This is a genomic window from Rhodococcus sp. Ni2, assembly GCF_021352185.1.
Classification (GTDB): Bacteria; Actinomycetota; Actinomycetes; order Mycobacteriales; family Mycobacteriaceae; genus Rhodococcus_F; species Rhodococcus_F qingshengii.
This window is the reverse complement of record NZ_WOXZ01000003.1, coordinates 616,920-629,728: the sequence shown is the minus strand read 5'-3', so window position 1 is coordinate 629,728 and position 12,809 is coordinate 616,920. Positions and strand designations below refer to the sequence as shown.

Here is a 12,809-nt window from a genome sequence, read left to right as displayed (position 1 = left end):
AGGGTCGCGAGACCCTGGCCCATTCTCCTTGGCTGCTTACTTGCCCACCACCACGAATCCTTCTGTGGTCAGGGTGTTCTCAGGGCCGAACTTGAGCTTTCCGTACGAACCGATGGACGGCTCCCCCGAATCGTTGAAGTCCAACTCACCGGTGATGCCGTCGTAGTCGATGTCGGTTCCCGCCTTCACCAACGGCAGGCACTCGACGTAGGACGTGCACTTGGTGCCGCCTTCGGTGACGCTGTTGATGTTGGCCGCGATGTCGGTACCGGCCGTCGACTTCGCCTGCTCGGCAGCGAGCGCTGAGATCACCACCGCGTCGTATGACTCTCCGGCGTAGTTGAAGTCGATCAGAGAGGGGTTCACAGCCTTCAGACGATCCTGGAAGGCAGCTCCGACGTCCGTCAGGGGCGTCGTTCCCTGCATGGTGTCGAGCAACGGCTTCGCCACGGATTCGCCGAGAGCGTTACCCATGTTGCCGTCGACGCCGTACATCGCCATTCCGTCCGACGGGCCGATGCCCACTTCGTGCATGCGCGTGATGATCTTCGCCGACTCTTCGAAGCCCACCAGTGCCACTGCATCCGGATTGAAGTTCTTGACTTGATCGACTTCGGAGTTGAACGACTGCGCGTTCGGGTCGTAGATGATCTTCTCGATCTGATCGGAGGGGACACCCGAATCGATCAGATTCTTTTCGATGTTGTCCGCCAGACCCGTCCCGTACGGGTCGTTGAGGGCCATGATCGCTACGCGCTGACCACCGTCGTCCGAAATGAGCTGTGCGACGGCCTGAGCCTGCAGTACGTCCGTCGGAGCGGTGCGGAAGTACATGCCCTTGTCGGGGTAGCAGACGAATTGGTCCGAGGTGTTGGCAGGCGAGAACATCACGACGCCTGCGCTGGCGATCTTGTCGATCACCTTGAGCGAGACCGAAGACGACGCGGCGCCGACGATGACCTGAGTGCCTGCAGCCAATTCGCGGTCGACGGTGGTATTGGCGGTGTCCGTTGTGGTGTCACCCGAATCGCCGGGAATCAGCTGGACCGGTTGGCCGAGAACGCCTCCGGCTGCATTGACGTCGTTGACTCCCAGCTGGGTGCCCGCGACCATCGGCGGCCCGAGGAACGACAAGCTGCCTGTATCGGGAAGAAGCGTGCCGATGCGCAGCGCTTCCGTGGACGGGGTGGCGCCGGCCTTGGCCTGCTCCGGGGTGCAATCAGTCGTGACGGATGTCGTCGCGGCAGAAGCGCCGGACGTAGAGCCACTCGAAGACGAGTCATCCGACTTGTCCGAGCTACAGCCTGCAAGTGCCAGTGATGCCGCGCCGAGAACTGCAGCAGTACGCACAAGTGTTCGTCTAGCCATCCCACGCTCCTAAGATCAGCCGGTGCTCGCGCCACCCGAACTGGCGCTCGCTGTGGGATCAGACGCTAGACCTTGGAACCGTTTCGCGATCCTTCAAGAAAGCCCTGTGACCTGACTGTTATCTGAAGGTGCACAGTGTTTACACGGCTGTAGCGCTGCGCGACGTTTCGACGGTCGACGCAGCAACCGGGTAACCCGGACACTTTGCTCAAGCGTCCGGTTCACCGCCCAGAGTTTCCAGTACGACCTGTGCGACCGCCTTCATCGTGGAGCGCCGATCCATCGCGGCGCGCTGAATCCACTTGAACGCCTCAGGTTCGGTGAGCGCTTGGCGAACCATCAGAACACTCTTGGCTCGCTCGATCAGCTTGCGTGCTTCGAGCCGGTCCGAAAGATCAGCGACCTCACGCTCGAGCGCCGTCACCTCGCGGAAACGACTGACCGCCAATTCGACAGCGGGAACGAGGTCACTGATCGAGAACGGCTTGACCAAGTAAGCCATGGCGCCGGCATCGCGTGCGCGCTCGACCAACTCGCGCTGACTGAACGCTGTGAGAATGACAACAGGAGCGATGCGTTTGGCGGCAATCTCCGAAGCGGCGTCGATGCCGTCTCTCCTGGGCATTTTCACGTCCATGATGACCAGATCAGGCTTGAGCGACTCGGCCAACTCCACCGCGACCTGCCCGTCACCGGCCTCACCGACGACGTCGTAGCCCTCTTCGCGGAGCATCTCGACCAGATCCATGCGGATCAACGCCTCGTCTTCAGCGACGACAACACGACGGGGTGCGAGCTGATTGCCTTGCGGCTGCGGCGAATTCATGGCCACCATCCTCCTCCATCGAACCGCCCCGACACGAGACGCGAACGATTAGAGGGTACCGGTGTTTGACATTGAAATCGCATCTTCTAATGTAGTCATCGCAACAAGCCCTCGTATCCCAATTGGCAGAGGAAACGGATTCAAAACCCGTCCAGTGTGAGTTCGAGTCTCACCGAGGGCACAACGAGATAAACATCAAAACCCCCTGGCGACAGGGGGTTTTGGTCATCCTAAAGCGGCTTCCGGAGAATCTTCTGGACACGATTTGGACACAGACTCCGCGGCCGCCGCGTCCAAGGCGTCCGCGAGGTCGCCCAGCTGGTCAGCGAACAGGTGGCCGTATCGGTCCATCGTCAGCGTCGCCGACGCGTGTCCGAGCTGAGCTTGGATCGCCTTCGGATTCGCTCCGGCCGCAATCATCAACGAGGCCGCAGTGTGGCGCAGCGCGTGAACACCAATCTGCGGGAAACTCGGATCGTCTGCCTGGCACCGTTCCACCGCACCGGACCACCACGACTTCCCCGAGGGCAACGTCATGTGGCCGCCTCGCACGTTCGGGAAGACGATGTCATCCCTCCCCTTACCCTCGCACTGCCTCGCGAGTGCCTCCGCGACCAAACGAGGTACCGCAATGGTGCGTTGGGCGTGAGACTTGGGCGAGCCCAACTCGACTCGTCCAGCCACAGTGACCGCGTTCTCGACAACGCGAACCCGTCGGCGCAACAGGTCCAGGTGACGAACCCTCAACCCTGCCGCTTCACCGAACCGCAGTCCGCCGAACCCGAGGAGCAACACGAGACCTCGACGCTCCCCCACCTGCTCGGCCAACGCTTGCAGTTGCGCCATCGTCAGATAGGTCTGCTCCCCTCGTTTTCGCCGAGGCAGTTTCACCCCTCGAGCGGGGTTGACGACTTGCAGTCGGTCCGCGACCGCATCATCCAAGATCGACGCGAGGACGCCGAAGCACCGCGTGATGGTGACAGGACCGCTATCGACCGACATATCTGCCACCCATTGCTGTACGTGGGTTCGTTTGATTCGGCCGACTGGGGTTTGGCCCCACTTCGGCTGAACGTGGTTGTCCCACGCCGATTTCACGACGCGGGCAGACGAGGGTTTGAGGTGCGCCTGCCGCCCGAGCCACTCAACGCCCAACTCTCCGATAGTCGCTCGCCCTGCGCTCTGCTGTACGAATGCCCCTGTCTGCTTGTCCACCTCGACTCGCGCTGCGTACGCGTTCGCGTCCCGCTTCGTCTTGAACCCGCGCTTGCGGGTCGTTTGGTGGTCCGGTGTTCGGTAGCGGACCTCGTACCGGGTTCCAGCCTTGGTCGCATACTCAGAAACGGTCGCCATTACTTGGACTCCAGGGCGGCCGAGAGCTGTGCGCGCAGGTCTCGTGAAATCTGTCCTCGGCGCTGGTTGTTCGCGTCAGGCTCGAGTGCTGCCAGCCGCTCCCGCTCGTCGGCGAGTGAATGACCCCACAGCCGCAGTGCTGCCGCCATCAGCTCTACCATTTCAACGTCGAATGCCTTAGCTGCGCGCTTGTCCGCCAAGGCCGCGCCGTCCGCCGCGTCGAAGACCGCGTTCAGTTCGGCATCCGTAGTAACCCTCAGGTCCGCCTTCGCCTCGGCAACCCCCGGCCACCCGTTCGCCCGCGCCCGGTCCGTCAGCGTCTCGTGCACCTCATGTTGCTGTGCGGTCTCGACGCCCGCCCAGGGTGCGCGGTCGTCGCCCTCGAACCGGACAGGTCCACCTTCCAGGGCTCGTGCGAGCGCGGCCGACGAGACCGCGAGGCCGCCCGTCAGCTCCACGAAGCCGTCAGTGGCGACCAGGTCCACCAGTCGCACAGTGCCCCCTGTCACCTCCCCGAGTGCGTCTGCCAAACCGAGAATCGTGGGCATCGTTGGGTTGACCCTCCCGGCTTCCATGTCGCCGACACGTCCTGTGCTCCAAGGCATTCCTCGATCCCTCAGTGCTCTAGCGAGCTGCTCGAGCGTTACTCCTGTCTCCAGTCGCAATCTTCTTGCGTTCACACCGATCACATCGGCCAAATCTGTTGTCATGCGCCCACTATAGAACAAGTCGCGCCACTTGACGCGATGTGACACGACATGTTTATATTTTCTCGTGTTACTCCAATCGGAGCGACCATCATCGACACGAAATTGGAGGCGATTGTGACTCCCACCGAGATTCCACGGTTGTTGTCAGCGAAGGAGGCGGCCGAGGTGCTGCTCACGAGCGAAGGAGCGCTGGCCGCACTGCGGTATCGAGGCGCGGGTCCGAAGTTCAGGAAGCTAGGCCATCGAGTCGCCTACGCGGTCCAAGACCTGCGGGACTACATCGACTCCGACATTCGCACCGGAACGGCCGCCGACGCGACGGCCTGAATACGAAACGCCCCCCAGTGCGCCAACACCGGGGGCGAATCCAACCACCAACCCGAGCGCGCGGCTCGGACCGAAAGCGAAATCAACATGCCTATTGAATCAAGCACCCCCGACAACACGCAACCAAGCCCCGACGCCCCCGTTCGCGCCAAGTTCTCGCCGACGGATGGATCAGTATCGATTGGCCGTCAATCTGGCCCACGTTTTGTCATGCGTGATGTGGACGACGTTCACTCCCTGATCGACGAGCTACAGACCGCTGTTCGCGAGATGGCTCGCCACCAGGAAGCCGAGGCCGCCGAATGAACACGGTTGAGAGGTTCGTGGTCCTTGGTGCTCTCAGTCGCGTACGGGCGGCTCGCTCCCACCGAGCGAATCGACACCCTGGCGCAGTGGGCGACTGACGAAATGATTGTCCAGGCCCTCCGGACGATCAGACGCAACAACGACGGCACGTTTACCGAGGCCGTGTACACAGTCGAGTTCGTCGCAACCGAGGGCGATTGCACAGAGGTTCCCAGCGGCAAGATTACAGAATTGCTGACGGCACTAACAGAACTGAACGGGGTCGTAGAGGATCAGAAGGCGCTCGATGCGGAGGCCGCCGAATGACCGCCCAGGAGCGATTCGAGCTGAAAACCACCGGGTGGGCGTGTCTCGTCTACCTGCTGATCTGGGGCGCGCTCGTCTTCTGACCGCGTGACGCCTGACACCAGTAATCCCCGACGCGCCCAGCGGACCCCGCTTCCATTCGGGTACCCGCTGGGCGCGTTCGTTCGTCCGGAAGACCAACGAGCGGCCACGAGGAACCATCTCCGAAATCAGTTGTTGCCGAGGGCTTTTCTCCCTCTTGACCTCCCTCCGCTTCGGCCGATTGTGGCCGAGGTAGTAATACTTCTGCGTCAGGAATACCACATGCTTTCGTTTCCTATGAGCAACCCAGAACCTAGACATGACGAGGCCAGCGAGGCCCCGGTACAGCGACCCAAGCCCGGAACTCCCGAACACAAAGAGCTGGCGCGCATCAGAGCTCGCGAGAACTGGCGCAAGCGGGCAGAACGAATCGCAGCATCCGATCCGGAAACGCGCGAGCGGGAGCGACTCCGCAAGAAGGCTCGCAACTACGAAGCGCGGCAACGCCGGAGGGTCGGAATCCTGCCTCTGCCTCCAGGCCATCGCGTCCCGAAAGAGCAATGACCCCGAGCAGCAGTCCGCCCCAATTGCTGGCAGGCAACCGGGGCGAACGGAGCGCGCACGTACACGCTGAACACGAGAACCCCAGCGTAACACGCGCTCCTCAGAACAAATGAGGAGTAATAGTGAAATCCTTAGCACGACAAGCTAAATCAGCACCCCGCTCCATAGCGCCTCCTGCTGGCCCGTTCGCTGACCATGCGCCCGCGCTCGCCGCTGACGGCTGGTCCGTCTTCCCGCTCGTCCCGCGAGACAAGACCCCCTACGCGGGGTCGCACGGACACCTCGACGCGACTACCGACCAGGTGCAGATCGAGAAGTGGACCCGCATTCACGCGAACGGGAACATTGGTATTCGTCCGGCCGCAGGCATGGTCGTCGTGGATATCGACTCCGCTGCTCTCCTCACCCCGTGGATGAACGAGCGCGGCCTCTCCTTGCCTCCGACACGCGTCGTCCGCACCAATCGCGGAAGCCATTACTACTACTCATGTTCTTCGGAGCGTCCTCTGCTGGCCGCGATTCCGGGCGTAGACCTCAAGACCGACAAGGGGTTCGTCTTGGCTCCAGGGTCCGTCCACAAATCCGGCCGCATCTACCGCGTGTGGCGAGACCTCCCCATCGCCGAACTTCCGGCCGCGTGGCTCGAGCACATTCAGCGCCCCGAACCGAAGCCGCGCCCTCCCGTGGTCACGAGATCAGGAGGAGCTTCCGTGGGAACGCCTGGGCTCCACCTTGTCCGACACCTCGCAGTTAAGCGGCCAGGCGACGGACGCCGCAGTTACTACCAGCGATACATCGGCGCAGCGTACCGGGACTACGGCGGCTCGCCCGACCTCGTGAACCGACTCCGCGACATGGCAGTGCAGATCGGACTCGACCCGGCCGACGTGGACCGAATCGCGGCCTGGACTGCGGACCAATACCCCAATACAAATGACTCTCTCCCTCCGGTCGATGGGGTCTCCAACCTGGATCGGAGTGCAATAAATTGAGAATCCCTAAGGGAGCCCCAGACGAGGTCGAAACGAGCTTCGCGCAGCCTCCACGCGAAGACGTCCGCAACGATTCGACCAATGCCGCGATGTTTGTCAACGCCCACGAGGGAGACCTTCTCGCCGTGCGTTCGACTTCTGGCTGGTGGAAGCACTTCGACGTGTCGAGAGGCTGGGTAGACCGCAAAAATTCAGAACTCAGCCCCGAGTTCGAGAATAGCGTCGAGCGGGAATGGCAGAGACGCGCAGACGAGGCGAAGGAGAAGGCCGACGCCATCGCGGCCGAGAACGTCCAACGGGGTTCTGACGAATTGAAGGAAGCCCGCGCGTTCGCTCGGACGCTCGACGCATGGGCGCAGCAGTGCGGAAACCGTCCCCGCGTTGAGGCCGCCATCGCACTTGGTCACAACCGCGCGCAGCGACTCGGCTTCGCTGTGGACCCGGACGAGTTCGACTCCACGCCCGAATTGTTCGGCGTCCTGAACGGTGTAATCAACATCGCCACCGGAGAGCTAATCCAACGTTCCCGCGACGTTTTGGTCACCAAGTCCGCTGCGTGCGACTACCAGCAGAACGCGACCCACCCTGAATGGACGAGTTACCTCGACACATTCTTGCCTGACCGGGAGTATCGCAAGTTTGTTCAGAAGGTGCTCGGGTACGCCGCGCTGCTCAAGGGAAACCCCGACCGCTTACTGGTCCTGCTCTTGGGTGACACCTCGACGGGCAAATCAGCGTTGAAAGAAGTAATCCGGACAGTTCTCGGCGACGACTACGCGACCACGGTTGACCCCTCTTTCTTCCGAGAGAAGCGCGAGGCAGGCGCAACAGCCGAGTTGTCAACCGCGCTTTATGCGCGCTTCGCGGAGATGTCCGAGTCAGGAGTCGTCCAAACATTGCACGCTTCGTTGCTCAAACGGTTGACGGGTAACGAGACGGTTGGAGCGCGGCTTCCCCACTCGCCGGTGCTGGTCCAGAAGATCCCAGACTTCACACCAGTGATCGCGACCAACAAGATGCCGCTGATTCCGGACGCTGACGCGGCGTTGCAACGTCGAATTCTGGTTCTCCCATTCGATCATCAGATTGAGGACTCGATGAAGAAGGCGTCACCGCACGAGAACTCGGACGTCTGGCCTGCGGTGCTCGCCTGGCTCGTAGAGGGGTACCAGGCATACAAGGCCGAGGGTCTCATCCAGGCGAATTGGCACGACGACGTCAAGAAGGCCTCGGCCGCCTCGTTCCGAGAGCTCTCACCCTTCGACGGCTGGTGGAACGAGCGCATTGTCATCGACCCGGAGGAGTGGACCTCGGGAGCAGAGCTACGAGCCGATATCTCATGGTGGCAAGAAAATGAAGGCGTCGAACATGAGCGGCGCGTCCCCGGCCTTGTTGCAGCGCAAAAGATTTCCAAGTCAAAGGGTTTCAAGTCCGCAGTGCGAAACGGTGTAAGAGGCGTTCGTGGTCTGAAACTTCGTCCGCGCCCCTCCGAGAACGAGGCGTGAAATGGAACGCGCAACGGGTAGACGAGCCTTCACAACGGGTAGGCAACGGGTAACGATGACGCACCCGTTGCACCAACTCACCACCTCTGACCTGCACAGGAACGCTCAAAAGACCTTCAAGGCAACGGGGGCAACGGGTGAAAGTGGGAGTTTTTCGTACGTGAGAATTCGCCACGTTCTTTTTACGCGGAACGCTCCTTCCGATTGGACGCGTTGTCCCCGTTGCGGAACTCCACTCTCACCCACTCTGACCTGCGACGGAGCAGGCAACGGGTGCGGCCGAACGCCCGTTGCGAGACCGTTCTTTACCTGTTGCGGGCGCAGCTCCACACTCTCGAAAGCCAAAGCGGAGGCGTTCCCACGCCGCACGGGCACCGAAACCGTCGGAACGCCCGCGAGGCCAAGGGAAGCCAAACGAGACACAACAACGACGCCTTCGGAGGGGAGCGCCTCCGCTTTTGGCTCGTCTGGGGGACGTTCCGACCTGACCGTTTCGCGGGGAACGCCCCCTGACCTTTGGCCGCATGGCCAGCACCCACGCGGAGGTGTCCACCCCGCCGCCCTCGAATCCAAGGAGATCTCAAATGACGCGGAACCTGCAGTACAACGAACTGATCGAAGTTGTCAGCGCCTGGTGGGACTCCCGAGTAGTCCAAGACGCCCAAGGTTCGCTCTCGACTGCCGAGGCCCTCGGCGACCTCGCCAAATGGTGCAACAACCTCGGGTACGAGACACCGCTCGAGCTTCATTCGAAACAGATCATCTCCCAGAACCACGCCGGGAAAACCACTGACCTGCGCTCCCACACGCAGCGGGGTTGGCGCGGGTTCTCGATCCCGAACCTGGACGACACTAACTGGAAAGCAGCGTGGGCCGCAGTCCCGACTGAAGATGTGCCGAAACGCCCACGAGGGGTGCTCGGGTTGGCGGTCCGAGTTCGCCGCTTATGGCTCCAAGGCCGCCTCGGATTCATCCCATGTTCGGAGATCCGCCCGACCCGCCAACTCCTCGCACTGACGAACGCCTGCGCCGCAGACCTTCTGTTGGCGGCCGAGCTCATCAACAAAAATCTCGACCTCGTCCTGTCGGCTGACGTGCGGGATCGAGAGGTAACCGCGCATTGGGCGAAAGTCGAACTCCGAGAATCGCAACGCGAGTTGAACCGTCGCGTTCAGGCTCGCCAACGTCGCGACATGTTCCCACCGACCCACACGGAAATCGAATCCGAAGCGGCTTCCCTCACGGTCTGATCCCTCGTGGGGGTCGGAATGCCCACCAACCCCCGCAAACGTCTCCCGTTGGACGCGAGACACCAGAACACCACCCCGAGAGCGGTTCGGCCAACAACCCACGACCGGACGGAAGACCCGTGAAGATCAACGTAAATATCGACACCGCCCTCTCTGACGACAACGTTCTCGACCTGATCGACGAAACCCGTTGCGCAGGCATCGGACCGCAAGCGCAGGTGGCGTCCCGAATGGCAGTCGCGCAGGCGCTACTCGGACTCACTCAGGAAGTGCGAGCACTCCGCGAAGAAATCGCCGCCAAGCGATGACCCCGGCCGCGTTCATCACAGGCGTGGTCGCGCTCGACCCCAGAGCTGCCGCCCTCGTCGCGAAGGCCATCAGAACCGGAAACGAGCAGCTCCGCGCCCGCGGCGCACCGGGGTTCACCCGCGACGTACTGGCCGCGGGCGTAGCGCTCGAGAACGCCAGCCGCGCAGGCGCGAACGCCATAACCGCCAGTGCCGCAACAACATCCAATGATGGACTGGTCCAGGACGCCGAGCGGCTGACAACCGAGCAGGCCGCAAACCTTCTCGGGGTCACTCCAAACGCCGTGCGGGACTTGGCGCGCCGAGGTCGCCTCGACGGCCACAAGATCGGCCAGAACTGGACCTTCGACCCCTGGCAGATCGAGGCCCGCAAACGACACCAACGACAAGGCAACTCATGAACACCAAGAAGAAACCCCCAATGACAGCGAAGGAACGGACACGAGTCCTCGCCGCTGCCGCCGACAAACGCGCATTGAAGCGCCAGTATCCGGGCTTCTACGCCACGCGAGACGCCACCGTGAAAGCGGCCGTAGCCACAGGCCGAATCCTCGCAGCTCGAATCGGGTACTGGAACGACCAATACGACCTCAACCCGGTGGAGACCACCGAACGACTGCGGGCCTTGCAGCCCGTGCTGCTGGCCTCGAACAACCCGACCTCCACTGAGGACCGCGTGTGGCACGAGCGCCACCTCGCCGCAGGTGGGAAGCAACCCGAAGCCGACCTCGGATGGTTCGACACGGCAGACCTCACCGCGTCGGCCGCACCTCTCACCACCGGCACCAGCAACACCACCCACCTCGCCCGCGCCGCCAGCGCCGCCAGCGCCGACGACCTCGGATGGTTCGACGCCGCCGACCTCGAAGCCGACATCGCCGCATCGGCACCGGCCGAGACCCCAACCACCAACAACACCGCCTCGTCTGACGACGACGGCTGGTTCTCCTGAGGAGCTAGAACATGGTTGCAAACATCAATGACGTCCAACGCCTCCGCGACACCGTTCAGGCACTCGGGGCCGAACTGCCCCAGTCGCTAGCCAAGACCGCCGAGCTTGCATCGGCTATCGCCAGTAGATCGGAGGTTTCAAGAGCACCGAATCTCGAAGGGCTTCTGAGCGATCCTGATCTGACGGCCGCTGAAATCGAAGGTTTCATTTCGGACGTGGGTACGGCCAGCGCCCGCGAGTACCACTCGTCGCGCCCACGCGAAATCGCCGTCCATACCCTCATCCAGCAATTCACCGAAGACCTGCGCGGAGCCGGGGGTGACGCCCTGATGGACACCCTTCGACCCAAATTCGAGGAAGCCGCCGGCGCCTTCGCCGAGGCGGGCCGGCGGCTGAATGGCGGGGCATCAGCCGAGGCCATCCTCGCCAGCGGCGAACCCGAGCAGATCGACGCATGGCGCGCCCTGCCGCAGGCACAGGCAAAGGCCGATTCGATTCGCAACCTCGTTCGTCTCATGGTTGTGCACTTCGGTGTTGTGAGGACAACCGAGTACACCGAGGACCACGCACAAGCCGCGTTCTTCTCGGCCTCGTCTGCTCAGTTGATTCAGGCGGGGCACGCATTCGGGGGTACACACCACGGCCTACGGGGTGGAGTGTGGGCCAAGGTGCCGTTGCGAGTGCTCAACACGGTCACCGAAGCGCGAGCGATCATGGCGGATGCAGAGTCCGGACCGTTGGAACCTGCCCGCAAACCCACCGAGCGCGAGCTCGATAGTTTGCCGCACCGCTAGAGAGTTCGAGGGGGTCCGAGAGGGTCCGGTCCGATATACCCCGTCACAAATGTCGAAGTACCTGGGGGCCAACTCCTCCGAGGTCAATTGGCTGTTTCTCCCTCCGACATTCTGCGGGGCTCTCGTCCCCGGTCGTGGGGGTTCTCGACCTCCTCGCGGGGGTATTCCGAGGCCCCCACGGGCTCCGAATCCCTCCGAGGCCAAGCGAGACCCCAGAACGACAGTGCCGGAACCAATTCGACAGCGGGCGTCAACGTCACCTGCCTGATACTCCAATTCGCATCAGGAACCGGAATCGAAGGCAGGTTAGGGCAAGCCTTTCTCCCCCACTGATCCAGCCTGCGCCCCTCACTTCGCGTGCGATCAACCGTCGCAACCAGAGAACCCCTTACCCACTCGGCCAATGGCCAGCAGGTAGGGGGTTCTCGGCTGTTCAGGGAACTCCTCCTGATCTCCTAGCCAGTGCTGGCCGGGGCGCGCTTGAGCTTCTGCCACTTCGCCTTAGCTCTGCCCCGTAGGCCCTGCGGCCGGGTTAATCCATGGTTTGCGACTAGAGAACGCGTCGCGTCTTCGATGGCACCGAAAGCGTCCTCGGTTTCTCTGACTAGCCGTCGCACTTCGAGAACAGATGTCTCTGGTATCGCACCCTTATCGACGTAATCGGTCGGCAACATAACCTCGCCAAAAGTCAGTTCTCGAAGCTGCTCAAGCGCGGAGTTCAAAGATCGGTCGACGGTTAGGAGTGAAACCATTTGAACTCTCCGCCGCAGTTCTTCGGTGTGCTCTTCGTACATCTGAATCTGATTCTCGACAACATCTTTCGCTGCCTCGCTCAGCGCTTTGTCGGCCTCGCTCGACCCCTCGCGATCCGCTGCGGCGTCCGCATCACGACCCTGCACCCAAGCAACCGCGAGGTCTGTCTGCAGGCGTGTAGTCGTCGCGCGCGATGCCAAGAGTTCGCTGACTTCCTCTCGCAGTTTGTCTTCGACCTGGACCTCGCGGTCTCGTTGTTTCTCGGAACGCGAGTTGCGTTGGGTCAAGAAAACTCCGCCTAGCGCCAACAAACCACCCATTGCTGGCCCGCTGACCAGTTGCGCCCATAAACTCATCTGCGGATCGTAAGCGACCACCACGACAGCTACCCTGCTGACGGACGTTCACAGGATGATTGCCTTCATCAGTGCCACTCGACCGAGACACTCGACACCGAATAACAGTCTCGATTGC

Annotated in this window: 15 protein-coding genes and 1 tRNA gene; 11 read left to right on the top strand and 5 right to left on the bottom strand. The window is 62.2% G+C overall.

Going from position 1 to position 12,809, the window contains the following annotated elements; translation table 11 throughout:
- Positions 1-36: 36 nt before the first annotated feature.
- Positions 37-1,368: an ABC transporter substrate-binding protein gene (locus GN300_RS29305; protein WP_003944031.1), complete on the bottom strand. Its 1,332-nt coding sequence runs from the start codon at positions 1,366-1,368 to the stop codon at positions 37-39.
- A gap of 208 nt (positions 1,369-1,576) precedes the next feature.
- A complete protein-coding gene (locus GN300_RS29300; RefSeq protein ID WP_003944029.1) occupies positions 1,577-2,194 on the bottom strand; it encodes an ANTAR domain-containing response regulator in 618 nt (205 codons plus the stop codon).
- A 107-nt stretch (positions 2,195-2,301) separates the two neighbouring features.
- On the opposite strand from GN300_RS29300, the gene GN300_RS29295 reads away from it, so the two are divergent.
- Positions 2,302-2,375: transfer RNA gene (locus tag GN300_RS29295), tRNA-Leu, on the top strand.
- A 44-nt stretch (positions 2,376-2,419) separates the two neighbouring features.
- Here GN300_RS29295 and GN300_RS29290 read toward each other — a convergent pair.
- Entirely contained in the window at positions 2,420-3,547 is a 1,128-nt protein-coding gene (locus GN300_RS29290; RefSeq protein ID WP_063316079.1) for a tyrosine-type recombinase/integrase, read from the bottom strand.
- Positions 3,547-4,257, bottom strand: a complete 711-nt coding sequence (locus tag GN300_RS29285) for a helix-turn-helix domain-containing protein (protein ID WP_156511737.1) — start codon at positions 4,255-4,257, stop codon at positions 3,547-3,549. The genes GN300_RS29290 and GN300_RS29285 overlap by 1 nt, the downstream gene beginning before the upstream one ends.
- Positions 4,258-4,371: 114 nt before the next feature.
- On the opposite strand from GN300_RS29285, the gene GN300_RS29280 reads away from it, so the two are divergent.
- The 10 genes from GN300_RS29280 to GN300_RS29235 all read left to right on the top strand — a co-directional run bounded on the left by GN300_RS29280 (position 4,372) and on the right by GN300_RS29235 (position 11,582).
- A complete protein-coding gene (locus GN300_RS29280; protein WP_233405723.1) occupies positions 4,372-4,584 on the top strand; it encodes an AlpA family transcriptional regulator in 213 nt (70 codons plus the stop codon).
- Positions 4,585-4,917: 333 nt separating this feature from the next.
- The gene (locus GN300_RS29275) at positions 4,918-5,196 is read left to right on the top strand and encodes a hypothetical protein (protein WP_063316081.1); all 279 of its coding nucleotides are present in this window, start codon (positions 4,918-4,920) and stop codon (positions 5,194-5,196) included.
- Positions 5,197-5,499: 303 nt separating this feature from the next.
- Positions 5,500-5,781 (top strand): hypothetical protein, encoded by a 282-nt coding sequence (locus GN300_RS29270; protein WP_233405722.1) that lies wholly within the window; start codon positions 5,500-5,502, stop codon positions 5,779-5,781.
- A 122-nt stretch (positions 5,782-5,903) separates the two neighbouring features.
- Entirely contained in the window at positions 5,904-6,773 is an 870-nt protein-coding gene (locus GN300_RS29265; protein WP_197487726.1) for a bifunctional DNA primase/polymerase, read from the top strand.
- The gene (locus tag GN300_RS29260; protein WP_156511739.1) at positions 6,770-8,278 is read left to right on the top strand and encodes a phage/plasmid primase, P4 family; all 1,509 of its coding nucleotides are present in this window, start codon (positions 6,770-6,772) and stop codon (positions 8,276-8,278) included. The genes GN300_RS29265 and GN300_RS29260 overlap by 4 nt, the downstream gene beginning before the upstream one ends.
- Positions 8,279-8,862: 584 nt before the next feature.
- Positions 8,863-9,528 carry a hypothetical protein gene (locus GN300_RS29255; protein ID WP_063316084.1) on the top strand — a complete coding sequence of 222 codons (666 nt, stop codon included), beginning with the start codon at positions 8,863-8,865 and terminating at the stop codon, positions 9,526-9,528.
- Positions 9,529-9,647: 119 nt separating this feature from the next.
- Entirely contained in the window at positions 9,648-9,836 is a 189-nt protein-coding gene (locus tag GN300_RS29250; protein WP_063316085.1) for a hypothetical protein, read from the top strand.
- Positions 9,833-10,237, top strand: a complete 405-nt coding sequence (locus GN300_RS29245; RefSeq protein WP_063316086.1) for a helix-turn-helix domain-containing protein — start codon at positions 9,833-9,835, stop codon at positions 10,235-10,237. The genes GN300_RS29250 and GN300_RS29245 overlap by 4 nt, the downstream gene beginning before the upstream one ends.
- Positions 10,238-10,257: 20 nt before the next feature.
- Entirely contained in the window at positions 10,258-10,788 is a 531-nt protein-coding gene (locus tag GN300_RS29240; protein WP_156511740.1) for a hypothetical protein, read from the top strand.
- Positions 10,789-10,799: 11 nt separating this feature from the next.
- Complete coding sequence (locus GN300_RS29235) at positions 10,800-11,582, top strand: hypothetical protein (RefSeq protein ID WP_063316088.1); 783 nt, start codon at positions 10,800-10,802, stop codon at positions 11,580-11,582.
- 455 nt (positions 11,583-12,037) lie between these two features.
- Here GN300_RS29235 and GN300_RS29230 read toward each other — a convergent pair whose 3' ends face one another.
- Positions 12,038-12,715, bottom strand: a complete 678-nt coding sequence (locus tag GN300_RS29230) for a hypothetical protein (protein ID WP_063316089.1) — start codon at positions 12,713-12,715, stop codon at positions 12,038-12,040.
- Positions 12,716-12,809: the final 94 nt, after the last annotated feature.

Coding starts and splice junctions, on each gene's coding strand:
- GN300_RS29235 (WP_063316088.1), top strand. CDS start 10,800: ATGGTTGCAAACATCAATGACGTCCAACGCCTCCGCGACACCGTTCAG.
- GN300_RS29245 (WP_063316086.1), top strand. CDS start 9,833: ATGACCCCGGCCGCGTTCATCACAGGCGTGGTCGCGCTCGACCCCAGA.
- GN300_RS29290 (WP_063316079.1), bottom strand. CDS start 3,547: ATGGCGACCGTTTCTGAGTATGCGACCAAGGCTGGAACCCGGTACGAG.
- GN300_RS29305 (WP_003944031.1), bottom strand. CDS start 1,368: ATGGCTAGACGAACACTTGTGCGTACTGCTGCAGTTCTCGGCGCGGCA.
- GN300_RS29255 (WP_063316084.1), top strand. CDS start 8,863: ATGACGCGGAACCTGCAGTACAACGAACTGATCGAAGTTGTCAGCGCC.
- GN300_RS29300 (WP_003944029.1), bottom strand. CDS start 2,194: ATGAATTCGCCGCAGCCGCAAGGCAATCAGCTCGCACCCCGTCGTGTT.
- GN300_RS29270 (WP_233405722.1), top strand. CDS start 5,500: ATGCTTTCGTTTCCTATGAGCAACCCAGAACCTAGACATGACGAGGCC.
- GN300_RS29285 (WP_156511737.1), bottom strand. CDS start 4,257: ATGACAACAGATTTGGCCGATGTGATCGGTGTGAACGCAAGAAGATTG.
- GN300_RS29240 (WP_156511740.1), top strand. CDS start 10,258: ATGACAGCGAAGGAACGGACACGAGTCCTCGCCGCTGCCGCCGACAAA.